At 65.1% G+C, this 26,816-nt stretch carries 24 protein-coding genes and 1 pseudogene; 19 read left to right on the forward strand and 6 right to left on the reverse strand.

The genetic code is table 11. The features are described from left to right. Nucleotides 1-26 precede the first annotated feature (26 nt). Entirely contained in the window at nucleotides 27-731 is a 705-nt protein-coding gene (locus tag E5P3_RS11240; protein ID WP_162586045.1) for a GntR family transcriptional regulator, read from the reverse strand. Between the two features lie 66 nt (nucleotides 732-797). Beyond that, nucleotides 798-2,141: a C4-dicarboxylate transporter DctA gene (locus E5P3_RS11245; protein ID WP_162586046.1), complete on the reverse strand. Its 1,344-nt coding sequence runs from the start codon at nucleotides 2,139-2,141 to the stop codon at nucleotides 798-800. A 149-nt stretch (nucleotides 2,142-2,290) separates the two neighbouring features. Here E5P3_RS11245 and E5P3_RS11250 point away from each other — a divergent pair, with 149 nt between their 5' ends. Further along, nucleotides 2,291-2,461 carry a DUF3892 domain-containing protein gene (locus tag E5P3_RS11250; RefSeq protein WP_162584103.1) on the forward strand — a complete coding sequence of 57 codons (171 nt, stop codon included), beginning with the start codon at nucleotides 2,291-2,293 and terminating at the stop codon, nucleotides 2,459-2,461. A 427-nt stretch (nucleotides 2,462-2,888) separates the two neighbouring features. On the opposite strand, the gene E5P3_RS11255 is transcribed toward E5P3_RS11250, so the two are convergent. The 3 genes from E5P3_RS11255 to E5P3_RS11265 all read right to left on the reverse strand — a co-directional run bounded on the left by E5P3_RS11255 (nucleotide 2,889) and on the right by E5P3_RS11265 (nucleotide 5,719). After that, nucleotides 2,889-3,902 (reverse strand): SMP-30/gluconolactonase/LRE family protein, encoded by a 1,014-nt coding sequence (locus tag E5P3_RS11255; protein WP_232073086.1) that lies wholly within the window; start codon nucleotides 3,900-3,902, stop codon nucleotides 2,889-2,891. Between the two features lie 86 nt (nucleotides 3,903-3,988). Continuing rightward, the gene (locus tag E5P3_RS11260) at nucleotides 3,989-4,969 is read right to left on the reverse strand and encodes a Bug family tripartite tricarboxylate transporter substrate binding protein (protein ID WP_162586048.1); all 981 of its coding nucleotides are present in this window, start codon (nucleotides 4,967-4,969) and stop codon (nucleotides 3,989-3,991) included. Between the two features lie 36 nt (nucleotides 4,970-5,005). Further along, on the reverse strand, nucleotides 5,006-5,719 hold the full coding sequence (locus E5P3_RS11265; RefSeq protein WP_232073088.1) for a hypothetical protein: 714 nt from the start codon (nucleotides 5,717-5,719) through the stop codon (nucleotides 5,006-5,008). Nucleotides 5,720-5,943: 224 nt separating this feature from the next. Between E5P3_RS11265 and E5P3_RS11270 the strand changes: the two genes are divergently transcribed. The 18 genes and pseudogenes from E5P3_RS11270 to E5P3_RS35785 form a co-directional block, all read left to right on the forward strand. After that, nucleotides 5,944-6,681 carry a TetR/AcrR family transcriptional regulator gene (locus E5P3_RS11270; RefSeq protein WP_162586049.1) on the forward strand — a complete coding sequence of 246 codons (738 nt, stop codon included), beginning with the start codon at nucleotides 5,944-5,946 and terminating at the stop codon, nucleotides 6,679-6,681. A gap of 91 nt (nucleotides 6,682-6,772) precedes the next feature. Beyond that, nucleotides 6,773-7,066: a DUF1330 domain-containing protein gene (locus tag E5P3_RS11275; protein WP_162586050.1), complete on the forward strand. Its 294-nt coding sequence runs from the start codon at nucleotides 6,773-6,775 to the stop codon at nucleotides 7,064-7,066. 132 nt (nucleotides 7,067-7,198) lie between these two features. Next, nucleotides 7,199-10,657 (forward strand): indolepyruvate ferredoxin oxidoreductase family protein, encoded by a 3,459-nt coding sequence (locus E5P3_RS11280; RefSeq protein ID WP_162586051.1) that lies wholly within the window; start codon nucleotides 7,199-7,201, stop codon nucleotides 10,655-10,657. 60 nt (nucleotides 10,658-10,717) lie between these two features. Next, on the forward strand, nucleotides 10,718-11,938 hold the full coding sequence (locus E5P3_RS11285) for a LysR family transcriptional regulator (RefSeq protein ID WP_162586052.1): 1,221 nt from the start codon (nucleotides 10,718-10,720) through the stop codon (nucleotides 11,936-11,938). A gap of 104 nt (nucleotides 11,939-12,042) precedes the next feature. After that, on the forward strand, nucleotides 12,043-13,011 hold the full coding sequence (locus E5P3_RS11290; RefSeq protein WP_162586053.1) for a Bug family tripartite tricarboxylate transporter substrate binding protein: 969 nt from the start codon (nucleotides 12,043-12,045) through the stop codon (nucleotides 13,009-13,011). Nucleotides 13,012-13,097: 86 nt separating this feature from the next. Further along, nucleotides 13,098-14,945 carry a CocE/NonD family hydrolase gene (locus tag E5P3_RS11295; protein WP_332107378.1) on the forward strand — a complete coding sequence of 616 codons (1,848 nt, stop codon included), beginning with the start codon at nucleotides 13,098-13,100 and terminating at the stop codon, nucleotides 14,943-14,945. Between the two features lie 85 nt (nucleotides 14,946-15,030). Further along, on the forward strand, nucleotides 15,031-15,900 hold the full coding sequence (locus tag E5P3_RS11300) for a 3-keto-5-aminohexanoate cleavage protein (protein ID WP_232073090.1): 870 nt from the start codon (nucleotides 15,031-15,033) through the stop codon (nucleotides 15,898-15,900). 12 nt (nucleotides 15,901-15,912) lie between these two features. Beyond that, on the forward strand, nucleotides 15,913-16,653 hold the full coding sequence (locus tag E5P3_RS11305) for an SDR family oxidoreductase (protein ID WP_162586055.1): 741 nt from the start codon (nucleotides 15,913-15,915) through the stop codon (nucleotides 16,651-16,653). Between the two features lies 1 nt (nucleotide 16,654). Further along, nucleotides 16,655-16,966, forward strand: coding sequence for an NIPSNAP family protein (locus tag E5P3_RS11310; RefSeq protein WP_162586056.1), 312 nt, complete (start codon nucleotides 16,655-16,657; stop codon nucleotides 16,964-16,966). Nucleotides 16,967-16,969: 3 nt separating this feature from the next. Beyond that, the gene (locus E5P3_RS11315) at nucleotides 16,970-17,680 is read left to right on the forward strand and encodes a ThuA domain-containing protein (RefSeq protein WP_162586057.1); all 711 of its coding nucleotides are present in this window, start codon (nucleotides 16,970-16,972) and stop codon (nucleotides 17,678-17,680) included. Nucleotides 17,681-17,700: 20 nt separating this feature from the next. Beyond that, nucleotides 17,701-18,639, forward strand: a complete 939-nt coding sequence (locus tag E5P3_RS11320; protein WP_162586058.1) for an NmrA family NAD(P)-binding protein — start codon at nucleotides 17,701-17,703, stop codon at nucleotides 18,637-18,639. Between the two features lie 97 nt (nucleotides 18,640-18,736). Beyond that, nucleotides 18,737-19,885, forward strand: a complete 1,149-nt coding sequence (locus E5P3_RS11325) for an alcohol dehydrogenase catalytic domain-containing protein (protein WP_174263063.1) — start codon at nucleotides 18,737-18,739, stop codon at nucleotides 19,883-19,885. A 418-nt stretch (nucleotides 19,886-20,303) separates the two neighbouring features. Then, on the forward strand, nucleotides 20,304-21,950 hold the full coding sequence (locus E5P3_RS11330) for an acyl-CoA synthetase (RefSeq protein ID WP_162586059.1): 1,647 nt from the start codon (nucleotides 20,304-20,306) through the stop codon (nucleotides 21,948-21,950). Nucleotides 21,951-22,384: 434 nt separating this feature from the next. Then, on the forward strand, nucleotides 22,385-22,531 hold the full coding sequence (locus tag E5P3_RS11335; RefSeq protein ID WP_162586060.1) for a hypothetical protein: 147 nt from the start codon (nucleotides 22,385-22,387) through the stop codon (nucleotides 22,529-22,531). Nucleotides 22,532-22,689: 158 nt separating this feature from the next. Then, nucleotides 22,690-23,565 carry a glutathione-dependent disulfide-bond oxidoreductase gene (gene yghU / locus E5P3_RS11340; protein WP_162586061.1) on the forward strand — a complete coding sequence of 292 codons (876 nt, stop codon included), beginning with the start codon at nucleotides 22,690-22,692 and terminating at the stop codon, nucleotides 23,563-23,565. Between the two features lie 219 nt (nucleotides 23,566-23,784). After that, a complete protein-coding gene (gene gstA, locus E5P3_RS11345; RefSeq protein WP_162586062.1) occupies nucleotides 23,785-24,399 on the forward strand; it encodes a glutathione transferase GstA in 615 nt (204 codons plus the stop codon). Between the two features lie 32 nt (nucleotides 24,400-24,431). Next, nucleotides 24,432-25,523 (forward strand): alkene reductase, encoded by a 1,092-nt coding sequence (locus E5P3_RS11350; protein WP_162586063.1) that lies wholly within the window; start codon nucleotides 24,432-24,434, stop codon nucleotides 25,521-25,523. Nucleotides 25,524-25,664: 141 nt separating this feature from the next. Beyond that, nucleotides 25,665-25,799: pseudogene (locus E5P3_RS35785) on the forward strand (carboxymuconolactone decarboxylase family protein); the annotation flags it as partial. A 79-nt stretch (nucleotides 25,800-25,878) separates the two neighbouring features. On the opposite strand, the gene E5P3_RS11355 reads toward E5P3_RS35785, so the two are convergent. Then, a complete protein-coding gene (locus E5P3_RS11355; RefSeq protein WP_162586064.1) occupies nucleotides 25,879-26,787 on the reverse strand; it encodes a LysR family transcriptional regulator in 909 nt (302 codons plus the stop codon). Nucleotides 26,788-26,816 lie beyond the last annotated feature (29 nt).

Raw genomic sequence — 26,816 nt, forward strand, 5'->3', positions numbered from 1 at the left:
CGCCGCCGGCGCGGCAAGGCTGGCGGTCAGCGCGAGGCTCGTGGCAGCGCCACCGGCGCCAGCGTGGCGCGCAGGCGCTCGTCGGCAGCGGGGCTGGCGGCGACCTCGGCTTCCAGCGCCTCCTCGACATTGCCGATGTGGTCCAGCATCAGCTGGCGCGCGCGCTTCATCTCGCCCGCCTCGAGCGCGGCGACGATGGCCGCATGCTCGGCGCAGGACTGTCCCGCCTCGTGCGTGGACTGGAACAGCGTGGCCGCCAGCGTGGTGCGCGCCGTGAGGTCGCGCAGCACGTCGCACAGCAGCCGATGGCCCATCTGATCGGCCAGGCAGACGTGGAAGTCGGCCAGCAGGAAGGCGCGGGTGGCGGCGTCGGCGCCGGCGATGGCGCGCTTCTCGTCGGCGATGTGCTCGCGCAGCTTGCGGATCACCTTCGACAGCGGCCGACCCGACTCGGCCAGGATGCCCGCCTCGATGATGCGGCGCGCTGCGAAGGCATCGCGCGCCTCCTCGGCCGAGGGCTCCACCACATACCAGCCGCGGCGCGACTGCACCTCGACGAAGCCCCGCGCCTGCAGCTGCATCAGCGCCTCTCGCACCATGGTGCGGCTGACCCCGAAATTCTCCGCCAGCTGCTGCTCGCCGAGGCGCTCGCCGGGCGCGAGCTTCTGGGCGAGGATGGCTTCGACCACGCGTGCGGCAATGGTGGTGGGGGTGACATCGGTGGTAGTCATTGGAGTACCTTCGCCTTCGGCTACGGTGCTATTCGCCTTCGGAGCGGCCGTGCGGCTCATGGCGCGCTAGTGTGCCGGATGAGCAGCGTGCGCCGCGTGCGCTGCGGCAACCGGCGAATCGGGCTCGGCCAGCGGCTGGTCTTCCGGCGAGTGGGTGCCGTCCAGCACGGCACGGGCACGCTCGCGGTCGATGTCGCCTTCCCAGGCTGCGATCGCGACGGTGGCCACGCAGTTGCCGATCAGGTTGCCCAGGGCGCGGGCGATGCCCATGAACCAGTCCACCGACAGCACCAGCACCAGCCCGATCGCGGGAATGGCGGGAATCGCATGCAGTGTCGCGGCCAGCACCACGATGGCCGAGCCCGGCACGCCGTGCGCGCCCTTGGACGTGACCAGCGCGATCGCAAGGATGGCCAGCAGGTCCGACATCGAGATCGGCGTGTTGGTCGCCTGCGCGATGAAGACGGCCGCCAGCGTGATGTAGATCGAGAAGGCGTCGAGGTTGAAGGAGTAGCCGGTCGGGATCACCAGGCCCACCGTCGAGTCGCGGATGCCCATGTGGCGCAGCTTGGCCATGATCTGGGGCAGCACGCTGTCCGACGAGGTGGTGGCGAAGACGATGGCGAGCTCTTCGCGCAGGTAGCGCAGCAGCTTGATCAGGCTGAAGCCCGAGAGCCTCATCACGAAGCCCAGGATCACGAACACGAAGACGAGCACCGAGGCATAGAACAGCACCACCAGCATGCCGAGCTGCTTGAGCGAGCCGATGCCGTACTTGCCCACCGTGAAGGCGATGGCGCCCAGCACGCCCAGCGGCGCCAGCTTGATGATGATGCCCATGATCTTGAAGAGCACCAGCGACAGCGAGTCCACCACCATCGCCACCGGCTTGCCGAGGTCGCCGAGCAGCGCCAGCGCGCAGCCGAACAGCACGGCGAACAGCAGCACCTGCAGCACGTCGCCGGTAGCGAACGCGTTGACCACCGTGGTCGGGATCAGCTTCATCAGGAACTCGACCGTGCCCCCGCTGGTGAGTTTGTCGGCATTCGACGCATAGGCGCTCATCGCCGCCGGGTCGAGCGCGCGCGGGTCCACGTTCATGCCCACCCCGGGCTTGAACACGAAGGCCAGCACCAGGCCCAGGGCCAGCGCGATGGTGGTCAGCACCTCGAAGTAGATCAGCGCCTTGACGCCGACCCGGCCCACCCGTTTGAGGTCGCCCGCGCCGGCGATGCCGTGCACCACCACGCAGAAGACCAGCACCGGGATGATCATCTTGATCAGCTTGATGAAGCCGTCGCCCAGCGGCTTGAGCTTCACGGCGAAGTCGGGGAAGAACAGGCCCGCCGCCACGCCGAGTACCAGCGCGATGACCACCTGACCGAAGAGCGATTTGGCGAAACGGGGCATTTCTTGTCTCCGTGATGGTTGCATGCAAGACAAAGAGGATCTTGCATACAAGCAATGTAGGCAAGATTTTGCGATTTTGCTTGCGGGTATTCCCGGAGATAGGTCGACCGGCTCGCTGTTCTGGGAGAAGAAGTCGTAGGCGAGGTGGCGTGTGGATCCCTGTCGAGCGCGTCGAAGGTGGATTGCTCAGCGGTGGAGCGTACTTGCGGACCGTCCCGGACTTTACCGGGGTCAACAACCTGCTCAGCCTGCCGGAACTCCCCACGATGAACAGCCTGCTGGCGCAGGCTCTGTATGGCTATCGGGGGCTGGGTCAATGAGCACCCGGAAAGAAAGCCGCGTCACGGCACAGTTCGCTGTGGTGGACCAGCACAGGGTTCGGCGTGTCGTGACTGAGCGCACAGACTTCATGCACATTACAACGCTCGATGGGCGCCATGAGGCCCCGATCCCCGGCCTCAAGGAGTACTTGATGGACGGGAGGCAATGTGAATAAGAACGATGAGAACTCGTTCGAAACCCCCGGCGGTGGCTTGCAACTGACCCGCGCGTAGTGCGCGCCGCCTGGCGCGCACGCAGGTGCACGATTGCGGCGCCGACGCGCGCCGCATCTATGCTTTGCCGGGCGATGTCCTCGGCGTTACAGGGAGACGGGCGACATGGAAGGCGTATGGACCGCCCCGGTGATCGCGCAGCTGATGATGGCTCCGGCACTGGTCTGTGTGGCAGCGAATCGCCGCGAATGAGTCAGGCTGCGTGGGCCGCATTGCGGGTTGCGTTGCTCGCTTGCTTCCAATGGACCATCGGCAGACCGGGAACCGGCGAGCGGAAAAACGGGATCCGGGTCCCCATCAGGCTTCCAAGGTAGACCGTTCTCAGGTCCGCGCCACCGAAGGTAATGCTGGCCAACCAGGGGGCGATCGTTCCCCGTGCGCTCTGCATGTCCTCCACCCGGAGCGTCCCGTTGGCCATGCGCTCCAGCAGTCGTGCGCTCGCAACCGAATCGCCATCGTCCAGCAGGATCCGCTTGTCTCCCTGCGGCGTCACCGCGATCAGCTGATCGGTCATGATCAAGGTGCACCAGAGGTTCCCGTGCACGTCGAATGCAATGCCGTCGGGCATCCCGCCGAGATGACTGGGACCGAACGTCTCGCGGTTTACAAGGGCGACCCGGCCGGGCCTGGACTCGTCCAGCCGCATGCGCGTGATGCACGGTCCGGTCGTCTCGACGATGTACAGCCACTCTTCGCGGGCGTCGAGGCGAATTTCGTTGGTGAAGCGAAAGCCGTCGGCAACGACGTGCAGGCGTCCTCGCTCCACGACGGCGACATATCCGTCGCGCACCCTTGATGTCACGGCCGCTGTCCATGGGTTCACACGGGTGGAGACTGTCAACCAGATCCGGTCGCGCGAGTCCCGAAGCACGAAGTTGACCTTCCCGATGGGCATCCCGTCGATCCTGTCGTACAGGGTGCGGGTGGTACCGTCGCGCGTCATCACCTCGAGAAGATCCGTTCCGAAGTTCGAGATCAGGATGTCCCCGTTCGCCGCGAATGCCAGGCCATTCGGCAGCGTGCCCTGCGTGAACTTCGCCTGGTGGTCCTGGGTGGTGGCCTCCGAGTGACCCTGGAAGCCCTCGTCGGCCTTCTGCCCGATGAAGCGCTGCGATCCATCAGATGCGATGCGGGTGACGCCGCCGCGCGCGTCTGCGACCCAGAGCGTGCCGTCGGGCTCGGCCAGGATGCACTCCGGACGCTGCAAGTCTCGGCCGACGTAGCCGATCTGCGCGCGCTCGACGGAGAACCCGTCCAGCGGATTGGTCTTACTCACTTCGGGGCCGGTCGCCGTCAGAGGTCCATCTGGATGCCGAGAGGCGGGAGCACGCGCTGCAGATGCGCAAGTTCGCCTCGCATGTGCGTCTTGAATTGGTCCGGCGGCAGGATCCAGGGCTCCATTCCATTGCTCTTGAGCTTCGCGACCAGGGCAGGATCGCGCAGCGTCCTGGAAAAGCCGTCGTGCAGCGCAGCCAGGATGGCCGGGGGCACGTTCGGCGGCGCCAGGATCGTCACGTACGAGGGCAGATCGACGTCCTTCACCCCGATTTCTGCGAATGTGGGGACTTGGGGGAGCGAGGCCGCACGCTTGTTTCCCGTGATCCCGAGCGCCTTGAGTTTGTTCGACTCGAGGAATGGCCACACGACGGCGGTCCCGACGAACATGAGGTCGACGACGCCGGAGAGGAGGTCGGTCATGAAGTCGCCCCTGTAGGGGACGTGCAGAAGGTCCACTCCGGCGGACTTCGCGAACAGCGCTCCCACGACATGGGTCGAATTGCCGTTGCCCGCCGATGCGTAGCTGATCCTGCCCGGTGCGTTCTTCGCTGCGTCGAGCACGTCCTGGACGCTGTTGAAACGGGAGCCCGCCCTCGTCACCATGATGAACCCCTCGCCCACCGCGACGGGCGTGACGGGAGTGAAACCATCGATGGGATCGTAGGGGATCTTCTTCATGAGAACGGCGGTGGTCAGGTGACCAGCTGTCGTGAAGAGGACGACCGATCCGTCCGGCTTGGAGCGGGACACCTCGGCGGACGCGATCGTGGCCGCGGCCCCGGGCTTGTTCTCGACGATCGCATTGCGGCCGGTGACGGTGCGATAGGCTTCCGCGAACCACCGGGCCGAAGCGTCCAGGGCATTCCCCGGCGGAAACGGCATGATCATCCGCAACATGTCAGGCAGCACGGCCTGGGACCGGCCGAGCGCCGGCGACAGAGCCGCACATGTCGCAATGAGGGCGTGGCGGCGGGTCAGGGAGGTGGTCGTGTTCATGCTAGCTCTTTTGGGGCCTTCGAGTGCGTGAGCAACTTAAGTGTTGACCGTGAGCGCGAGCGGCATCAGGTCGGCCGGCTGCTTGCGCGTCTCCAGATACATCTGCAGCCAGTTCGCCCACTCGACCATCAGGTGGTCCACGTGGCCGGACACGAGGGCCTGCGGCGCGGCGGCGCCCCACCAGACGATGAACCGGGCTTCGAATCCGGAGGGCCTGTCGCGCAGCTGATGCGCCATGTAGGCAAAGGTCTGCCCATTCCGGCAGACGCCACGGCCCAGCCACCTGTGGGGAAACTCGGGGTCCATGGGGACCGGCAACTCGGCGTCGTCCGGCAGGACTTCCAATCGCAGCAGGCTGGGCATCGCGGTATGGCCAGCGATTTCGAGGATGCCGATCACCCCGCCCTCGAGCATCAGCTTGCCGAGATGGTCGGGGTGAGCGCGCTGCATGGCCATGCTGTTGGCGCCGCTGTAGCCGGTTCGCACCCAGTCCAGGAATTCCGCGCTGTTGCCTTCGGACACGAGCGCGGTCGCCCTCGATTCGACCCACTCGCCCTTGGAGGCAGCGGCCCACGCTTCCTTCTTCGCGTCCGACTCCTCCAGCTCCTTCGCGAACAGCTTCGCCATGCCTTCCGTGCCCAGCTTGTCCATCAGCAGGCTCATCATGTGCCTGGCGCGGCGCACTTCCATGCGGCGGATCGTGTCCTGCGAGAGGGTCTCGCCGTTCTTTTGAAAAACGAATTTCTGCATGTCGGTTCTCCGGGTTGAATGCGATGCGGTTGGGGGGGCTCCACGGCCGCGCGGCCGGGATCAGGCGTGTTCAAGGCTGTTGTTGACTACACGTATGGATAAAGTCTAGTGTCGACGCTACGCCATGCATGTCAGGGTTTACGAGGACGGAGATGAACAGCCTCGAGCCCTGCCGCCGGCTTCGCCAGGCCTCCTCCTGTACGGACGTATAAGATGGCGGAGCAATGCAGACCACGGCCAAATCTCCCCCGCGTCGCCTTTCCCCCGGCGCCAGTTCGACAGGTCCGAAGCGACGGGCGGACAGCGAGGCGACCCGCCAGCGAATCCTCAATTGCGCCGAGAAGCTGTTCGCCGATGCGGGCTTCCATGCCACCTCGGTGCGCGACATCGCGACGCTGGCGGAATGCCAGTTCGCCCTCATCGGCTACCACTTCGGCTCAAAGTCGGAACTGTTGGACCATGTGCTTACGCGCCGTTCGTCCGTCCTGAACGAGGAGCGGATGGAGCGGCTCGATCGCCTTCGCGATCGCAGCAAGGGAAAGCCGATCGCGATCCGCGAACTGGTCGAGGCTTTCGTCGGGGCCATCATGGAGCGCGCAGGCCAGGGCGACGCTGGATGGTCCAACTACACCCGGTTGATTGCCGCGATCGCCATCAGTGCGGAGTGGAGCTACCTGACGGACAAGCATTTCAACCAGGTGGCGCGCCAGTACGTTGCCGAGATGAAGCGGTCTCTGCCGAAGGTCACCGACGAGCGCCTGCACCAGGCGTTCTTCTTCCTGCTGGGCGCCATGTGCACCGTCTGCGCGCGGCCCGATCGGGTCGAGACGCTGTCGCAAGGTCGTTTCGGCTCCAAGGAAGTCGCTCACATGACCGAGAGCCTGTACACGTTCCTCGCGGCGGGGATCACGGCCGTAGCGCGGGATGCAGGTGCAAACAAGACCGCGGGCATGCCGCGGTAGGCAAGCAAGGCGGCATCGCCGTCATGCCGAGGCGGCATTTCCGCGCCACCGCAACGGCTTGTACCCTCCCGGGCATCTGCACCGAGACACCATGCCCTCCTACTGCATCGCGAATATCGAAGTCCACACGCCTGACATCTACGATTCCTATCGACGTCAGACGGCCGGCACGTTGCCGAAGTTCGGCGGACGGTTCCTTGTCCGTGGCGGCGTCACCGAGGTCGCCGAAGGGTCCTGGCAGCCTGCGAGGCTCGTCGTCATCGAGTTCCCGTCGATGGACGATTTGCAAGCTTGGTATCGGTCTCCGGAGTATCAGTCGATCGTCCGAGGCCGGCGCGAGGGCGCCCGCTCGGACGTGGTGTTCGTGGAAGGCTTTGCTCCTTGAAGCCGATCGGCATCCGACCACACAGAGGCAAGTGCACGGGCGGTGACGGCCGATGCGTTGCCTGTGCCATCGATGCGCGGCTGCGGCCACTTTGTCCGACCCCCCCGCCTCCCTCCACGTGATCCTCCAAAGATGAACACCGCAATCAGCCTCGACGACAAGTACACGGCCGTCTCGGGCCTGGCCTACATGAATGGCACGCATGCGCTGGTGCGACTGCCCATGCTGCAGCGTGAACGCGATGCCGCGGCAGGCCTCGACACAGCCGGCTTCATCAGTGGCTACCGCGGCTCGCCGCTGGGCGGCTACGACCAGGCGCTGCAGAAGGCGAAGCAGCACCTGGACCGCCACCACGTAAGCTTCTTGCCGGGCATCAACGAGGAACTGGCGGCGACGGCCGTGTGGGGCACGCAGCAGGCGAACCTGCGGCCTGGAGCGAAGTACGACGGTGTCTTCGGAATCTGGTACGGGAAGGGCCCGGGCGTGGACCGCAGCGCGGATGTGTTCCGGCACGCCAACCAGGCCGGCACCTCCGCGCACGGAGGAGTGCTTGCACTGGCGGGCGACGACCACAGCGCGAAGTCCTCGACGATGGCGGCGCAGACCGACCACCTGTTCCAGGCGGTGGGCATGCCGGTGCTCGCGCCGGCCACCCTGCAGGACTTCATCGACCTTGGGCTGCATGGCTTCGCGATGTCCCGCTTCACCGGCCTGTGGGTCGGCATCAAGTGCGTCACGGACTGCGTGGAGAGCGCCGGCATCGTCGATGTGTCGCCCGACAGGATCCGCCCGGTGCTGCCGCAGGGACTCGACTTGCCGCCGGGAGGACTGAACATCCGCTGGCCCGAGGAGGGTTTCCTTGCGATGGAGCAGCGGCTCATGCAGCACAAGCTGCCCGCGGCTCTGGCCTATGCGCGCGCGAACCGGCTCGATCGCGTGCACTTCGATTCGCCGGGCGCGCGCCGCGGCATCGTGACCTCCGGCAAGTCGTGGCTCGACGTGATGCAGGCCCTGGAGGACCTCGGCATCGACGCGACGGCCGCGCGCGAGCTCGGCCTGAAGGTCTACCAGGTGACGATGCCCTGGCCGCTGGAACCGGAAGGCCTTGTGGCTTTCGCGCAGGGCTGCGAAGAGCTGCTGGTCGTCGAGGAGAAGCGCGACCTGCTGGAGAGCCAGGCCAAGCAGGTGCTTTACGGGCGGCCTGCCGCGCCGCGCGTGATCGGAAAGGCCGGCGCCGATGACCTGCTGTCCGCCGCGGGCGAAATCGATCCCGCGATCGTGGCCCGCGCGGTCGCGAAGTGGCTCGGTCTAGCAGGGCCGCTCGCCACTCGTCGCATCGCCGCCATCGACGCGGCGGTGCGCGCTGCCGAGGTGCACAAGCCCTCGGAGCAGCGAACGCCCTATTTCTGTTCGGGTTGCCCACACAACACCTCGACCAAAGTGCCGGAGGGCTCGCGCGCGCAGGCGGGCATCGGCTGCCACTACATGGCGCAGTGGATGGACCGCGAGACCGAGACATTCACGCAGATGGGCGGCGAGGGCGCGAACTGGGTCGGCCAGTCCCGCTACGTGAGCGACGGCCACGTGTTCCAGAACCTGGGCGACGGTACGTACTTTCACTCCGGCCATCTCGCGATCCGACAGGCCGTCGCGGCCGGCACCTCGATCACATACAAGATCCTGTTCAATGACGCCGTCGCCATGACGGGCGGCCAGGAACACGACGGCCGCCTCACGCCGGCTTCGATCGCGCGGCAGGTGCTGGCCGAAGGCGTGCGCGAGGTGGTGGTGGTCACGGACGATCCGGCCAAGTACCCGGCGGGGTTCTTCCCTGCCGGCGTGCAGGTGCATCCGCGCACCGAGCTCGACCTCGTGCAGCGGCGCCTGCGCGAGATCCCGCAGGTGACTGCGCTCATCTTCGACCAGACTTGCGCGGCCGAGAAGCGCCGCCGCCGCAAGAAAGCCGCGATGCCGCAGGAGCAGCGGCGCGCCTTCATCCATTCCGGGGTCTGCGAAGGCTGCGGTGATTGCGGCGTGCAGTCCAACTGCGTATCGATCGAGCCGCTGGAGACCGACTTCGGCCGCAAGCGCCGCATCAACCAGTCGTCCTGCAACCAGGACCTGTCATGCGTGCAAGGCTTCTGCCCGAGCTTCGTGACGGTGACCGGCGGCAAGCCGCGCAAGGCACTCGCCGCTGCCGGCGATGGCGGTGGCAAGCCGATGCCAGCGTTGCCGGACACCCAAGTGCCCGCAATCGCAGCACGTTATGGCTTGCTCGTGACCGGTGTGGGCGGAACCGGCGTCATCACCATCGGGCAACTGCTCGGCATGGCCGCGCACCTGGAAGGCAAGGCCGCGAACGTACTGGACATGACGGGCCTGGCGCAGAAGGGCGGCGCCGTCACAAGCCACGTGCAGATCGCGCCCTCGCGCGATCTCCTGCACGCGCCCAAGCTCGCGGCCGCGTCAGCCGACGCGGTGATCGGCTGCGACCTTCTGGTGACGGCCGGCAGCGACGTGCTCGCTCGGCTGCGGCGAGCCCACACCCGCGTCGTCGTGAACACCGACTCGCCGCCGACCGGCGCGTTCACGCGCGACGCCGAATGGAGCCTGCCGGGCGACCAGCTGCTGGACGCTGTCACGCAGGTCGTGGGGACGGACCATGTCGCCAGCGTGCCAGCCGCATCGCTTGCAGCGGCCCTGCTCGGGGACGCGATCGCTGCCAACGCATTCCTGCTGGGATTCGCGTGGCAGAAAGGTCTGATCCCGCTGGCGGCGGCCTCGATCGAGCGCACGATCGAGCTGAATGCAGTGGCCGTCGAGATGAACCGTCAGGCCTTCCGGTGGGGACGCGCGGCTGCCGCGGACCTGCCCTCGGTCCAGGCGGCCGCGCGGCCCGCGCAAGTGATCCAGTTCGTGCCGCGCCTCACGCAGACGCTGGAGCAACTGGTCGAGCACCGTGCGGGCCACCTGATGGCCTACCAGTCGGCTGCGCTCGCGGCCCGCTACCGCACGTTCGTGGAGCGTGTCGCGCAGGCCGAGTCGGCACTCGGAGGCGGCCGGCGTCTCGCCGAGGCTGTGGCCCGTTCCTATGCGAAGCTTCTCGCGTACAAGGACGAGTACGAGGTCGCGCGGCTGTACGCCGACCCGAAGTTCCGCGAGCAACTCGACGCGGCGTTCGAAGGCGACTGGCGTCTCACCTACAACATGGCGCCGCCGGTGCTTCCCGGCCGCGATCCGCAGGGCCACCTGCGCAAGCGCGAGTTCGGCCCGTGGATCGCTTGCCTCTTCCCCCTGCTGGCGCGTCTGAAGGGGTTGCGCGGGACGGCCTTCGACGTGTTCGGCTACACGGCGGAGCGGCGCGAGGAGCGCCGGCTCATCGCGGACTACGAACGACTCGTCGAACACGTGCTGCACAGGCTCCACCCCGGCAACCACGGCCAGGCGATCGCGTTGGCCGTCCTGCCCGAGCAGGTGCGCGGCTTCGGCCACGTTAAGGAGAAAGCGATCGCGAGGATGCGGGCCGAGCAGGCGCGCCTGCTGGCCCTTTTCGACGCGGCTCCAGTGCCCGAAGTACGCGAGGCGGCCTGACGTGAACCGCGAGCAGCTGGTCCGCGTCGGCGGCAGCGACGTGCCCGAACGCGAAGCCACTTGCTGCGCGGTGCCGAATACGGGCAGCACTACCAGGTGGCGGAGGGCACGGCGCCCCGCCTGCTTGGCGGCGAAGCTCGCCTGGCGCCAGGCGATGTCGAGATTGTCTCGCCCACGCATGGCGTGCATCGCGTCCGCCGCACGCCAATGCTGTTGCAGAGTAGACTGCAGCTGGCCCCGTCTCGGGTCGCCGGATCGGAGCGCCATGTCGCCGCTTCGGCGCCGCCGAGTTGCGGCTTTTGGAATGACATGAACGTTAGGCAGCTGCGATACTTCCTCCAGGTCGCCGAAGTCGGCAGCGTGACGCGCGCAGCGGAGGTCCTGCACATCGCCCAGCCGGCGTTGTCGCGCCAGATTCGCTCGCTCGAAGAAGACCTCGACGCGACTCTGTTCCACCGTTCCGAACGCGGCATCGCGCTCACGGAGGCCGGGGCATGCCTTCGCGAGAGGGCCGTCGAACTGCTGCGGCACTTCGATCGGGTGCGCTCGGAGGTTCGAGACCGGTCTGGCGATCCCAGGGGTGAGCTGACGATCGCGCTGCCTCCGTCCATGTCGGAGCTGCTCGCATTTCCGGTCGTCCAGCGATTCAGGACCAGCTTCCCCAACGTCTTGCTGAGAGTATTCGAAGCTTCTAGCGGGGTCCTCGACGCGTGGTCGATGGTTGCACACGGCAAGGCCGACTTGGCGGTGGTGGGCTCCGGAGAACCGCTCGCCAGTCTCGAAGCCTACCCATTCATCGAAGAGCCAATGGGCCTGATCGGCCCAGCCGAATCAGGTCTTGCCTTGGACAAGCCGGTGACCCTCGAAGATCTCGTCGATCGGCCGATGGTCATGACAAGCCGCCCCAACGTGGGCCGCATGTTCTTGGAAAGTGCGATGGCCGAGCGCAATCTCCGCCTCAACGTCGCGCTGGAGGTCAATACTCGGCAGCTGGTGCTGAAGGCGGTCCAATCAGGGCTGGGCTTCACAACCTTGCCCTTGTGTTCCGGGTGCGAGCTGCTCGAGCGGGGTGCCATCTCCATGGCGCCGATCGAGGGCGTGGTGATCTCTTGGCTTTTGATCAAGGGTCGCGAACAGGGGTTGTCCGTCGCCGGCCAGCGCATGCAGCTCATGCTTCGTCAGGTTGCACACGAGCAGATATCCACCGGTCGCTGGCCACTCGCCAGGATGAAGGGCTTCATGCCGCCGGAGGGCGGGCTCCCTCCGCCGCTTTCCACGTGACACCCCGGATCGGCATCGCCTCCATGCTGAGAAAGCATTTCCACCGCTAGCGCCGGGTTGCTAGCCTCTCCTCGCGTCACATGACTACTAGAGGAGACAGTCGCATGAACAGGCGAAACATCATCGCCGCATCGATCGCATCGGTGCTGGGAACCCAACTGCACGCGCAGGGTAGCAACGACTATCCACGCCGCCCGGTCACGGTCATTTTTCCGTTCCCACCCGGATCGCCGGGCGATGTGGAAGTACGGGAAATCGGCAATGCAATGCAGAAGGCCACGGGTCAGCCGCTCGTCCTGGACTATCGCCCCGGCGCAAGCGGCACCATCGGCACGCAACTCGTCCAGCGTGCCGCACCGGACGGTTACACGCTCCTGTACGGCTCCACGACCTCGATCGTGACGTCGCCCGCCGTCATCATGAAGACGCCCTACAGCGGCACAGCCGACTTCGAGCCCATCACAGGCATTGGGCGCATCGACGCGGTGCTGCTCGTGCCGGCCAATTCCAAGTACCGCACCGCGCAGGAGCTTGCCGCGGCGATCAAGGCCAATCCGGGCAAGTTGAATTACGGCACGATCGGTCCTGGCTCGATGTCGCACCTGATCATCGAACTCTACCTGCGGACCATTGGCGCGCAAGCGACGCCTGTCGCGTACAAGGGGCCACCGCAGGCGGTGCAGGCGCTGATTGCAGGAGAAATCGACTTCCTCTCGGACAGTGTTGCGACATCCGGCGGCCTCATCGATTCCGGAAAGGTCCGACCGCTCGCAGTGGCAACCAACAAGCGCATGTCCCAGTTGCCTGACGTCCCGACATTGACGGAGACGGGCGTCAAGTTGGTCCTCGGGGTGTGGCTCGGGTTGTTTGCGCCCAAAGGAACGCCTCGTCCGATCCTGGATCAGTGGGCGATGTACGCGAGCGACTATTTCCGCGACGCCGACGCGCGTTCGAAGATGCTTGCGCGGGGCGTGGAACCGATCCCGAGCACGCCGCAGGAATTCGCGCGCCAGGTCGCAGCGGACGAGGCGCAGTGGCGGCCCCTGATCAAGTCGCTGAACATCCAGACTTGAAGTCGCGCGTCCGTCGGAGCGGGCAGCCTTCGGCTCGCCCGCTTCGTTTTGACCTCGCGTGCCCCTCGCCTCACCGCCACCGTCCAGTGCATGTCAGCCATGCCACGACAGTATTTCCCGAACTGAATCGCCATCCTTATTCTTGCCGATTCGACAAGCCGAAGGACGACGCAATGGAACGAATGAACGAAGCAGAAGTTGGCGCGAACGCTGACGCCCTCGTCGTGGACTGGGACGTCCCCATCACGATGGATGACGGAACGGTCCTGCGTGCCGACGTGTTCCGTCCCGTGGCGAAGGGCCGCTACCCCGTGATCCTCAGCTATGGTCCTTACGGCAAGGGATTGGCGTTCCAGGACGGCTATCCGGCTGCCTGGGAAGGCATGGTCCGCAGCAATCCCGATGTGGCCGAGGGCTCCAGCGGCCGCTATCAGAACTGGGAAACCGTGGATCCCGAGAAATGGGTGTGCGACGGTTATGTGTGCGTCCGGGTCGACAGCCGTGGCGCCGGCCGCTCGCCCGGACTGCTGGATCCCTGGTCGGAGCGGGAGAGCCGCGACATCTGCGAGGCGATTGCCTGGGCCGCAGCGCAGCCATGGAGCAGCGGCAAGGTCGGCATGAACGGGATTTCCTACTACGGCATGAACCAGTGGTTCACTGCGTCGCGCCGTCCCCCGGCGCTGGCGGCGATCTGCGTCTGGGAAGGCGCCGCCGACCTCTATCGGGACGCCGTGCGCCATGGCGGCATCCCTTGCACGTCGTTGTGGAAGGCCTGGTTCGAACCCCAGGTCCGGACCGTCCAGCACGGCGTCGGTGAGCGCGGTGCGCGCAGTCGCGTGACGGGTGAACTGGTTGCAGGCACCGAGACCCTGGATGAGGAGACGCTCCGGTCCAACCGGGTGGACTTCGCGCACGAACTGACGAGCCGGTCCCTCCGCCCCGATTCGTACTTCGAGACCCGGGCGGCACGATGGGACGCCGTCGACGTGCCGCTTCTCTCGGCGGGCAATTGGGGAGGGCTCGGCCTGCATCTGCGCGGCAACACCGAAGGGTTCATGCAAGCGGCATCCAAGCAGAAGTGGCTCGAGATGCATGGTGGCGACCACTGGTCTTCTTTCTACATCGCCAGTTCGGTCGCGCTGCAGAAGAGGTTTTTCGATCACTTCCTGAAGGGCGAGAACAACGGCTGGGACGCCGAACCTCCCGTGAACCTGAAGATCCGGCACGTGGACAAGTTCGTCGAGCGCAAGGAGCAGGCCTGGCCGCTGCCGGACACGCGCTGGACGCGGTATTACCTGGAGCCAGGCAATGCGGTCCTCGGCACTTCCGTCCCGGTGGACAACGCTTCCGTCACCTATGAGGGCCTCGGGCCGGGCCTGGTGTTCATGCTGCCGCCCTCGACCAGCGAACTGGAGGTGACGGGGCCGGTTTCAGCCCGCCTCTACGTTTCCTCCGAGACCGCCGACGCGGATCTCTTCCTGACCGTTCGACTGTTCACGCCCGACATGAAGGAAGTTACCTTCCAGGGCGCCAACGACCCGAACACGCCGATCACGCAAGGTTGGCTGCGTGCGTCCCACCGGAAGCTGGACGCAGCGCGCTCGAAGCCTTGGCGGCCCTGGCACTCGCACGACGAGATCATCCCGCTCGTGCCCGGCGAGATCTATCCCCTCGACGTGGAGATCTGGCCGACCAGCATCGTGGTGCCGCCGGGCTACCGACTGGCCCTGAGCGTCCGTGGCAAGGACTTCGAATACGCCGGCCCGCCGGTGATAGCCCAGCACCCCAGGCACGAAATGCGCGGCTGCGGGGCTTTCGTTCATGACGACGAGCGGGACCGCCCGCGCTCCGTGTTCGGCGGGCGGGTCACGATCCATACCGGTCCGGCGCATCCGTCCTCCATCCTTCTTCCCGTGATCCCGCCCCGGGCGTGATCCATTCCTCCAGGAGACAAGCTTCGTGAAGCAACGACGAGTCATCATCAGCTGCGCCGTGACCGGCAGTGTGCATACGCCTTCCATGACGCCGCACCTGCCGATCACCCCCCAACAGATTACGGACGCAGCGGTCGGTGCGGCCGAGGCTGGCGCCGCGATCATCCACTTGCACGCGCGTGATCCCGTCACCGGGCGCCCGGACCAGTCGGCGGAAGCGTTCGGCAAGTTCCTGCCGGAGATCAAGGAACGAAGCAATGCGGTGATCAACATCACCACGGGCGGCGCGCCCGGCATGACGGTCAACGATCGCATTCAACCGATGATCGCGTTCAAGCCGGAAGTCGCGTCGCTGAACATGGGATCGATGAACTTCGGCATTTATCCCATGCTGGAGCGCTTCAGCAATTTCAGGTTCGATTGGGAAGCGCCATTCCTGGAGAGCACCCGCGACCTCGTGTTCAGGAACACCTTCAAGGACATCGAACACATCCTGCGGGTCGGATCCGAGGGCGGCACCCGCTTCGAGTTCGAGTGCTACGACACCGCTCACCTTTACAACCTGCGCCATTTCCTGGACCGCGGACTGGTGAAGGGTCCCCTCTTCATCCAGTCCGTCCTCGGCATCCTGGGAGGAGCGGGGACGCATCCGGAGGATGTGGTGCACATGAAGCGGACGGCCGACCGCCTGTTCGGGGACCAGTATCACTGGTCGGTGATCGGCGCAGGCGCCGCGCAGCTGCGGGTGGCGATGCAGGCGGCGACGATGGGCGGAAATGTGCGCGTCGGCATCGAAGACTCCATTTGGCTCGGCCCGGGCAAGCTGGCGGAGTCGAATGCGGACCAGGTCCGGGCCGTGCGAAAACTGATCGAAGGGTTGGGGCTGGAGATCGCGACGGCCGACGAGGCGCGCGATCGCCTGCAGCTCAAGGGCGCCACAGGCGTCAACTTCTGAAGGAGAACCAGCGTGTCGAAAGTTCTTGTTGTGACCGGTTCCAGCCGGGGTATTGGTGCGGCGATCGCACTCCTTGGTGCGAAAGAGGGTTACGCCGTCGCAGTGAACTACCGGAGTGACCGGGAGGCCGCCGAAGCGCTCGTGCGGGACATCGCTGGACAAGGCGGCAGGGCCGTGGCGATCTGCGCCGATGTGTCGACCAGCGCGGGAGCCGAGAAGCTCTTCTCCGAAGTGGACCAGGCATTGGGCCCGGTTTCCGCGCTGGTGAACAATGCCGGCATCTCCGGTGGCAAGAGCCCGATCACGGAAATCGACGAAGACAGGTTGCGGCGGATCTTCGAGACGAACGTGTTCTCCGCGTTCTACTGTTCCCGCGAAGCCGTCAAGCGCATGCGCGGCACCGGCGGGGGCGGCTCGATCGTGAACGTCTCGTCGGCCGCGGCACGTCATGGCGGCATGCCGGAGCTGGCGCACTATGCGTCCACGAAGGCCGCGTTGGACGGCATGACCGTCGCGCTCGCCAAGGAGCTCGGGCAGCTCGGCATTCGGGTGAACAGCCTTCGACCCGGCGTCATCGTCACCGACATGCACGATGAGTTCGGAGGCGCAAAGCTCATCGAAAGCATCGCGCCGACGATCCCGATGCGGCGACCGGGCACTGCGAACGAAGTCGCCGAGGCTGTGCTCTGGCTGGCGTCGGAACGCTCGTCCTACGTCCACGGTGCCGTCATCGACATTTCCGGCGGTCGATAAGATGATTTTCGAGATGCGGACTTACCAGTTGCCGCCCGCGCGCCTCAAGGACTACCTCTCCATCTACGCGGAGAAAGGCAAGTCGATCCAGTGCGAGGTGCTGGGGCATCTGGCCGGCTGCTACACGACGGAAGTCGGGGAGCTGAACCAGGTGATCTTCATCTGGGGATTCAGTTCGTTTGAGGATCGGCTGCGTCGGCGCGCCGCGCTCGCCGCCCTGCCTGCGTGGCAAGCCTACGTCGCGGAAGTCGCTCCTCTTTTCATCCGGCAGGAGAGCAGACTTCTGATGCCTGCCCCCTTCACCGCCGCCTGAGCGATGCCGCGCCCACTCCTCGCCGCGCTGGTGTGCGGCAGCCCCCACCGGAACCACGACTTCGATTTCGCGCGGCTGCGGCTCGCCGGGGTGCTCTACGACACACAAGGCATTCGGACTGATTGCTACAACGACTATGAGGATTCAGCCGGGATCCTCGGCGCCGACCTGCTCGTCAGCTACACCTCGCAGGTGCCGGTGAGCGACAGGGCGGGGACCGCGATCCGGCGCTTCCTGGAACGCGGCGGGCGCTGGTTCGCGTTGCACGCGAGCAATTCGGTCGCGGGCAACCAGGCGATGCCGCGCATCCTCGGCACGCGTTTCATCTCGCACCCGAAGTACATGACCTTCCCGGTCAAGGTGACACGGCCGGAAGAACCGCTGTTCCAAGGCATCGGCGACTTCGAGGTGCCCGATGAACTCTATTGCGTCGAGGACGTCACCAAGGACCTCGACGTCCTGCTCCACGCGCGCTGGGGTGGCGAGGGGTTCGACGGCACCCGGTTCGAGGAAGCCGATCGCCCGTTGCTCTACCGCCGCGCCGTCGGCGAGGGCGGCGTGCTCTACCTGGCGCTCGGCCACGCCAACCGACCGTACGACAAGCCCCCGCACCTGCCCAATCAGCCCGACTCCCGCGGCCCCTGGGACCTCCCCGTGTTCAAGGACCTGGTGAAGCGCGGCGTCGAGTGGGCGGCGCAGCGGCGGCCGTTTTGACCTCACCCTCTGGAAACACCATGAAGATTGCCGTCGTCGGAGCCACCGGAAGAATCGGTGCCCCACTCACGCGAAAGCTGCTGCATGCGGGCCACCAGGTCAGGGCCCTCTCCCGGGGCGGTCCGTCCCTCGACGCCTTGACGCAGGCCGGTGCGGAGCCATTCCTGGGAAGCTTCGACACGGGCGCAGGAGAGCTCGGGAAATTCTTCCAGGGCGTGGACGCCGCCTTCCTGATGGTCAAGACGGACTGGACCAACAACCTGCACGGGCACTATCCGGCGGTAGCACGCCGCTTCGTCGATGCGTTGCGCGATTCGCCGGTCCGGCTGGCCGTGAGCCTGACGGCCATCGGCTCCGATGTCGAAGGTGACACGGGCCACTTCGCCAGCTTCCATCAGCTCGATCGGAAGCTGAACGAGCTGGAGAACATCGACCTGGTGCACTTGCGTGCGGGCTGGTTCATGGAGAACCTGCTGGCCTGGACGGATGGCATCGCAAAGCATGGACGCATCGCCTCTTTCCTGAACCCGGACGTCAGGATGCCCTGGGTTGCCACGCATGACATCGCCGAGCTCGCGGCCCGGGAACTGACGCATCCGACGGGCGACAGGCGCACCGTCCGGGGGGTCGGCTCGGAAGATCTCAGCATGACCGAGGTGGCGGCGATGATCGGCCGCGAGATCGGGCGCGCGGTGGACTACCGGTTGATCGACAGTAACCGCAAGGAAGTCGAGGCCGCGTTCCTGCAGAAGTTCGGCACCCCGGCGAGGTGGCTCTACGACAACCAGACATATGCCGCACTGAACGACGGACGTGTGCGCTTCCATGGCAAGCGCAGCCCGCTGCCCACGAAGATGGAGACCTTCCTTCGCAACACCTGGAAGCCGCATTACCTGGCATGCCTCGCCAAACCACACGAGCCCGAGTCCTTCAGCACGTGGTGCGCCCGGGAGGCGTGACGCCTCAGCAAGGACATCGACGCGGTGGTGGCGCATGGGAGCGCGTGACTGGTTTTCGACCGAGCCGGCCATGCAACGATTCAACTGAAAATTCAGTATGCAACATCAAATTTCGGACGCCAAGGCACTCCAACTGCACTCTGTCATCACCTCTGATGGGCAGGTCGTGCTCTCTCTGGTCAAAGAGCCGATTCCAGCGCTGAAGCCCGAAGAAATCCTCGTTCGCGTCGAAGCGACTCCGGTCAACCCGTCCGACATCGGTCTGATGCTCGGCGCCGCGGACCTCAGCCGGGCGTGGACTGCAGACGGTGCCGATGGACCGCAACTCGGAGCGCCCGTGCCTGCGGCGGCATTGCAGGCGATGCGGTCGCGCAGGGATGCTTCGACGGCGGTCGGTCTCGAAGGTGCAGGAACTGTCGTGGCGGCGGGAAGTTCACGTGCCGCGCAGGCCCTCATGGGGCGCACCGTCGCAGCGATGGCCGGGGGCATGTACGCCCGCTATCGCTGCATCCCCGCAGCCGAATGCCTCGTTCTTCCCGAGGGCACGACTGCCGCGCAGGCCGCCTCCTGCTTCGTCAACCCACTGACTGCGCTGGGGATGGTCGAGACGGCGCGCAGTGAAGGGCACACGGGGATCGTCCAAACCGCTGCGGCGTCGAATCTCGGGCAGATCCTGCATCGGGTTTGTCTTGCCGACGGCGTCCCGCTCGTCAACGTCGTGCGTTCAGAGCAGCAGGCGCAACTCCTGCGCGAGCAGGGTGCACGCTTCGTGTGCAACTCGAGTTCTGACGATTTCAGGGAAAAACTGACCGACGCCATTGCGGCCACCGGAGCGACGATCGTCCTCGACCCAATCGGCGGGACGAGCGGAGGGCAGATCCTGAGTTGCATGGAAGCGGCCATCGCCCGCCGTCCCGGCCAGGTGATCTCCCGCTATGGCTCCGACGTCCTCAAGCAGTTGTATGTCTACGGCAGTCTGGATCCTCGTCCGATCGAGATACCGCGCGACATCGGCACCGCATGGGCAGCCGGCGGCTGGCTTCTTCTTCGTTATCTCAAGGTGGTACCGCGCGAAACCCTCGACCGCCTCAAAGCCCGAGTTGCCGCAGAAATCACGACCACGTTCGCGAGCCGGTACACGCGCAGTGTTTCTCTGCCGGAGCTCATCTCGCCCGAGGTCCTCAGCACCTGCGCACGTCCCGTGACGGGAAAGAAGTTTCTGATCGAACCGTGGAAAGATTGCTGATCGATCCATCGGAAGCAGCGGAGCGGCTCGAGTGCTCACTTTCGTGATTCCAGCTCGGTAGGCTGGGCATGCAGACGCTCAGACGCTTGCGATCGCTCATCGTGAGGTGATTCGAATGAAGCGCGTTGACGGTCGGCTTCCTCAAATCGCTGCCCTGGAGCTTCTCGAGCGCAGCATCTTCTACGACCACCCCGATCTGGCGGTCATCCGCCTGAGCATAGCCGTCGATGTAGGAGCGAGGGTGCCTGACTCTGCCTGGAAGTATTGCCGGGAGTCTGCACAGACCAGTGCTGACCCGGCACTGCGCAGGCTGTTCGAGGCTGCCTCGCAACGCCATGCCCACAGACATGGTGGCCCCCCTTAGTCGGCCGAGGAGAGCCGGAAGCGTCCTGCCTTCGCGCAAGGAGAGAACCAATCCATGAATTCGATGTTCGACCAGCACCTGCCCCGCAACGAGGCGAATTTCGCGCCGATCACGCCGCTGTCCTTCATCCAGCGCGCGGCGGAGGTCTATCCGGCCCGGCTGGCCATGGTTCACGGCCCGCTGCGCCGAACCTGGGCGGAGGCCTACGAACGTTGCCGGCGCCTGGCCAGCGCGCTGACCCGCCACGGCATCGGCCGCGGCGACACGGTCGCCGTGATGCTCCCCAACACTCCGACCATGGTGGAGGCGCACTTCGGCGTGCCCATGGCCGGCGCGGTGCTCAATTCGCTCAACACCCGGCTGGACGCCCAGACCTTGGCTTTCATGCTGGACCACGGGGAGGCGCGCGTGCTGATCGTGGATCCGGAATTCACCGGGGTGGTCGGCAAGGCCCTCGCGCTGCGCCAGCGCAAGGATCCGATCCTGGTCGTCGACGCGGAAGACGAGGTGTGGACGGGCCGCCAGGACCGGATCGGCAGCACCACCTACGAGGCCCTGCTGGCCGGGGGCGACTCGACCTTCGACTGGCAGCTGCCGGGCGACGAGTGGGATGCGATCGCCCTCAACTACACCAGTGGCACGACCGGCAACCCCAAGGGAGTGGTCTACCACCACCGCGGAGCGGCGATCAACGCTGTCTCCAACATCCTCGAGTGGGACATGCCCAAGCACCCGGTCTACCTCTGGGCCCTGCCCATGTTCCATTGCAACGGCTGGTGCTTCCCCTGGACCGTGGCCGCCCGTGCCGGCGTGAACGTGTGCCTACGCAAGGTGGAAGCCCAGGCCATGGCGGACGCGATCCGCGAGCACGGCGTGACCCACTACTGCGGCGCACCAATCGTGCACAGCCTGCTGGTGAACGCCCCCGAGGAACTGAAGCGGGGCCTGCCGCGCGGGGTGAAGGCCATGGTCGCCGGCGCCGCGCCGCCCGCCTCGATGATCGAGGGCATGGAGCGCCTGGGCTTCGACCTCACCCACGTCTACGGCCTCACCGAGGTCTACGGCCCGGCCACCGCCTGCGCCAAGCACGAGGACTGGGACCGGCTCGAGATCGACGAACGCGCGCGCCTGAACGCCCGCCAGGGCGTGCGCTACCACCTGCAGCGCGATGCCCAGGTGCTGGACCCGCAAACCATGAAGCCCGTGCCCTGGGATGGCGAAACCATGGGCGAGATCATGTTCCGCGGCAACATCACGATGAAGGGCTACCTCAAGAATGAGAAGGCCACGCAGGAGGCGTTCGCCGGCGGCTGGTTCCGCACCGGCGACCTGGCGGTGCAGCACCCCGACGGCTACATCAAGATCAAGGACCGCAGCAAGGACATCATCATCTCCGGCGGCGAGAACATCTCCTCCATCGAGGTGGAGGACGTGCTCTACCGCCACCCCGACGTGCTCGCGGCTGCTGTGGTGGCCAAGCCCGACCCGAAGTGGGGGGAGACGCCCTGCGCCTTCATCGAGCTCAAGGCGGGCGCGCAGGTGACGCCGGAGGAGATCGTCGCCCACTGCAAGAAGTACCTGGCCGGCTTCAAGGTGCCGCGTGCGGTGGAGTTCGGCGAACTCCCCAAGACCTCGACGGGCAAGCTGCAGAAGTTCGAGCTGCGCAAGCGGGCCGGTTCCACCACCGCGATCGAAGTCTGAGCGGCAGGATCGGGCGCATGCCGCTCCTCAGCGTTATGCCGCGCAGGTGTTCAGGCACGCGGGCGCCTATAACGCTGTCCGCGCATCGATTTGGCTCCCCGAGACCTTCGTCCCGTGCTCAGGGTGACGTTGTTTGGGATTTCTCGGGCCCCTGGTGCCTGAGCCGGGCCCCTGGCAGGCCACGACTGGCGTGAGTGGCTGTTTGCGATTTTATTGAGCCAGAACACCAGATGTTCTAGGTAATTAAATGACCAAACAGGCCAATAAATGCGCGAACAGCCGGGGCGTGCGCGGCGCCTCCCTACGGATCCGGCCACGAGTGTTGTCCTGAGCGTCGGTACCGGGATGCCTCCCAGAGCAGGCGGATCCCCCATTCGTTTAACGCGATGGCGGCGCAGCTTGCAGTGGCGCGAAGAAAGCAGCCTGGATCTCCGTTGGCACTGTTCCGCCGCCTGAACGGTGAATTCGTCTTCAACTGGTTTATCAATTTAACCGTCTCTGTAGAATTTTTTCATGCGGTGCGAAACCAGTCAATCTGCCAAGCAGCGGAGATCTCACTTCCGGCATTGCTGGGCTCATGATTGGCCGAACCGGCAATGCCGACAACGCAATGCAAGAGTGACTGTGACCCTACTGAATAACGCAAAGATCAATGTATGCAAAGTCACCAGATGCTCACCCGTTGAATTCTCCACTTCGAACCACCTAATTCCGAATTCCTGTCTCACCAAAGCAACCGATGACCAAGTCCATACTTCCAAGTCAACCTGCCGACTATGTTCCAGCCAAAGTCTGGAGCCCGAAAAATAACTACGGCGGTACGTTCGGCAGCATCAACCGCCCGGTTTCCGGCGCAAGGTTCGAGAAGGCGTTACCGGTCGGCAAGCATCCTCTGCAGCTGTACTCGCAAGGAACCCCGAACGGACAGAAGATCACGATCATGCTGGAGGAGCTTTTGGCGGCAGGGCATTCTGGCGCTGAATACGACGCCTGGCTGATCGACATCTTCAAAGGCGATCAATTCGGGAGCGGCTTTGTGGGCATCAATCCCAACGGCAAGATTCCGGCACTTGTCGATCACTCCACTGATCCAGTCACGCGCGTTTTCGAGAGCGGTTCCATCCTTGTACATCTTGCAGAACGATTCGGCGCATTCCTACCGAGCGAAGGTCGGGCGCGGACGGAGACGTTCAACTGGCTGATGTGGCAGATGGGCTCGGCTCCCTTCGTCGGCGGAGGCCTGGGTCACTTCTACGCCTATGCACCGCTAAAGATCGAGTATGCGATCGACCGATACGCGATGGAAACCAAACGGCAGCTGCATGTGCTGGACACGCATCTGGCGACGCACGAGTTCCTCGCTGGCGATCAGTACACGATCGCGGATATGGCGGTCTGGCCGTGGTATCCGGGCAGCCTCTATGGCGTTTACAACATGCACGAGTTCCTGGCCGTCGAGGAATACACGCATCTGCTGCGCTGGTGCAAGGCGATAGCAGCTCGCCCTGCAGTGGCGCGCGGCAGGGTCGTCAACCGCGTTTCCGGAGAGCCGGGCACCTTCCTTCGCGAACGCCACGACGCCAAGGACTTCGAGTCGTTGCAGCAAGGCGAATAGTCAGCGCTCCCAGCCCCGGGCTGCACGACCTGCCATCCGCACGCGTCGCGGGCCCTGGTCCGGGCCCTCAAAAATTCAACCGTGTCTCCCAGGGCGATGCCTTCGCCCCTGGAGCTGCCGCATGGACATCCCGCGGCGCACCCAAGCACTGAGGCAATTTCCCAGTCCAGCAGACGGCCATACACGGCAGCGCTTTCCAACCATCAAGGCTCCTTCTCTATGAAACTGTATTACTCCCCTGGCTCCTGCGGGCTTGCTTCGCAAATCGCACTGCGCGAGGCCGGACAGGCCTACGACCTGATCAAGGTCGACTTCAAAACCAAGACGACAGTCGAAGGCGACTACCTCGAGGTATCGCCCAAGGGCTTCATCCCTGTGCTGAAGATGGACGACGGCGACCTGCTCACCGAAGGGGCGGTCATCCTGCAGTGGATTGCAGACAGGAATCCGGCCGCCAACCTTCTCCCACCGTTCGGGACCCGGGAGCGCTACACGGCGCTGGAGTGGCTCAATTTCGTGGCCAGCGATCTGCACAAGGGCATGGCCGTGATGTTCTCGCCGTTCCTCGATGAACCAACGAAAAAAAGGTTTGCGGATGGCAACCTGACCAGCAAGTTCGAATACATCGACGAACACCTGTCCCGGAACGACTACGTCCTGGGCGCGCAATTCTCGGTCGCCGATGCATATCTCTACAACGTCCTGTCATGGCCGCCGCGGGTGAAGATCGACATCACCGGCTACGCCTCCATCCAGAAATTCATGGCACGCATGGAACGACGGACCAGTGTGCGCGCGGCATTGGAAGCCGAAGGCCTCCTGGTGAATGCCTGAGCCCCCAACAGCTTCCGAAAACCTTCACTCACATGCCGACACTTTTCGATCCCATCGCATTGGGCGCACTCAACGCGTCCAATCGCGCCTTCATGGCGCCACTAACCCGGGCGCGCGCCACTCGAGACCATGTGCCGACGCCGATCATGGCCGACCACTACGCGCAGCGCGCCACGGCCGGCTTGATCATCGGAGAAGCCACTGGCATTTCGCGCCAGGCCGTTGGCTGGCCCTATGCTCCGGGACTGTGGTCCTCCGAGCAGGTCAAGGGCTGGATGCCCGTCACGCAGGCGGTGCATGACAAAGGCGGGCTCATCTTCGCGCAGCTTTGGCACATGGGCCGCATGGCCCACTCGGCCGTGACGGGCCGTCAGCCTGTATCGGCCAGTGCCACGGCCATGCCGGGAGATGCGCACACCTACGAAGGAAAGAAGCCTTTCGAGATCGCAAGGCCACTGGCGATCGAGGAGATCCCAAGTCTGATCTCCGACTATGTCAGCGCGGCAAGCAACGCCATGGCCGCGGGCTTCGACGGCGTTCAGATCCACGCAGCCAATGGCCAGCTGCTCGATCAATTCCTGCGGGACGGAACCAACGCCCGGACCGATGAATACGGCGGCAGCATCGACAACCGGGTGCGTTTGCTGGGCCGGGTCACGCAGGCCGTTGCGGACGAAGTGGGCGCCGATCGCACAGCCGTCCGCCTGTCCCCCAATGGCGAGAGCTACGGCGTGGACGACAGCAATCCGGCGTCGCTGTTCACGGCCGCGGCGGAGATGCTGAACGCTATCGGTATCGCCTTCCTTGAGTTGCGAGAGCCTGGCCCGGACGGGACGTTTGGCGCGACCGACGTCCCCCGACTGTCGCCACAGATCCGCAGGCATTTCAAGGGAGCCTTGGTACTCAACAGCGACTACGACGTGGAACGCGCCAAGGCTGACCTCGACAGCGGCCTGGCCGATGCGATCAGCTTCGGACGTCCCTTCCTCGCCAACCCCGACCTGGTCTGGCGCCTGCGCCACGACGCACCTTTGAACAAGGACGATATGGCGACCTACTACAGCCAGGGAGCTGAGGGCTACACCGACTACGAGACGCTGACGGGCAGCAAAGCCCTTGCTTGAGCGACTGACCGCTGCCCGCGCCATCCGGCCGCGAGCTGACGCAGAGGCATTTCTTTCATCCCCGCCGGGCGCCGCGCTGGCACCGGCACCTACAGCCCAAGAACAGGAACAAGATTCGTGATGCAAGATTGGAACGGCTAGAAGGCCGTAGAGGCTGGCGCCTCGCTCGAGGAAGTTTCCGAGGCACTGGGCGTGGCCATTGCGATGAACGCTGGAGCGGCGCTCACGTATTCGGCCCGCGTGGTCGAAACGTATCAGCAATTGCCCGGCAAGTAAGCCGCTGCAGGAAGCGCCGATGGCTTCGTCCCCGGTGGCCGCAAGTACCTTGCCTGCGCCCTCGGGTGGCAGCCCTTCGTCAGCGCATGGTGGCGTGGTTCGAGAACAGTTGCGCTACCCATTCGACGAACACACGCACCTTGGCCGAAAGGTGGCGGTTCTGCGGATACACCACGTGGATCGGCAGTGGTTCGTTGGTCCAGTCGTCCAGGATGGATACGAGCCGCCCGTCTTTGAGCATAGGTGCCATCAGGAAGTCTGCCATCTGCACGATACCCAGCCCGGCCAAGCCTGCAGCCGTGTACGCATAGCTGTCGCTCAATGCGATGTGACTGGACAAGGCGACCTGGATCTTCTCGCCGTCCTGCTTGAAATACCAATCGAACATCTTGCCCGAGCGTGCGGAGAAATAGTTGACGCATCTGTGGTGCACCAGATCGTTGGGATGCATGGGCCGGCCATGGCGCTTGAGGTAGGCCGGCGAGGCACAAGTGGTGTAGTGCATCGTACCCACGCGGCGCGCGATCAGGCTGGAATCGGTCAGGCGACGGCCTCCGCGAATCGCGCAATCCACCCCTTCCTCGACCAGGTCCACCTGCCGGTCACTGCAACCCAGTTCGAGCCGGATGTCCGGATACCGCTCGCGGAAGTCGGGAAGCGCGGGAATGATCACCTCGCTGGCCAGGCCGGTCGGAGCGTCGATACGCAGCCTTCCCGCGGGGCTGCCCCTTGTTTGAGACACGCAGTCCTCGGCTTCGCGCACCTCCGAAAGAATGCGCATGCAGCGCTCGTAGTAGGCGGCGCCTTCGGCGGTGACGCTGACGTGCCGGGTAGTCCGGTTCAGAAGCTTGACCGACAGCGAACCTTCCAACGACTGAATCAAGGTTGACACCGTTGCTTTGGGAAGCTTCAAGTTCTCTGCCGCACGGGTGAACCCTCCGGTGTCCACGACCTGGACAAACACTTCCATTGCCAAAAACTTGTTCATCCGTGGTCCTGGGTGAATCGAGAAACAGG

This window comes from Variovorax sp. RA8, from assembly GCF_901827175.1.
Lineage (GTDB): Bacteria > Pseudomonadota > Gammaproteobacteria > Burkholderiales > Burkholderiaceae_C > Variovorax.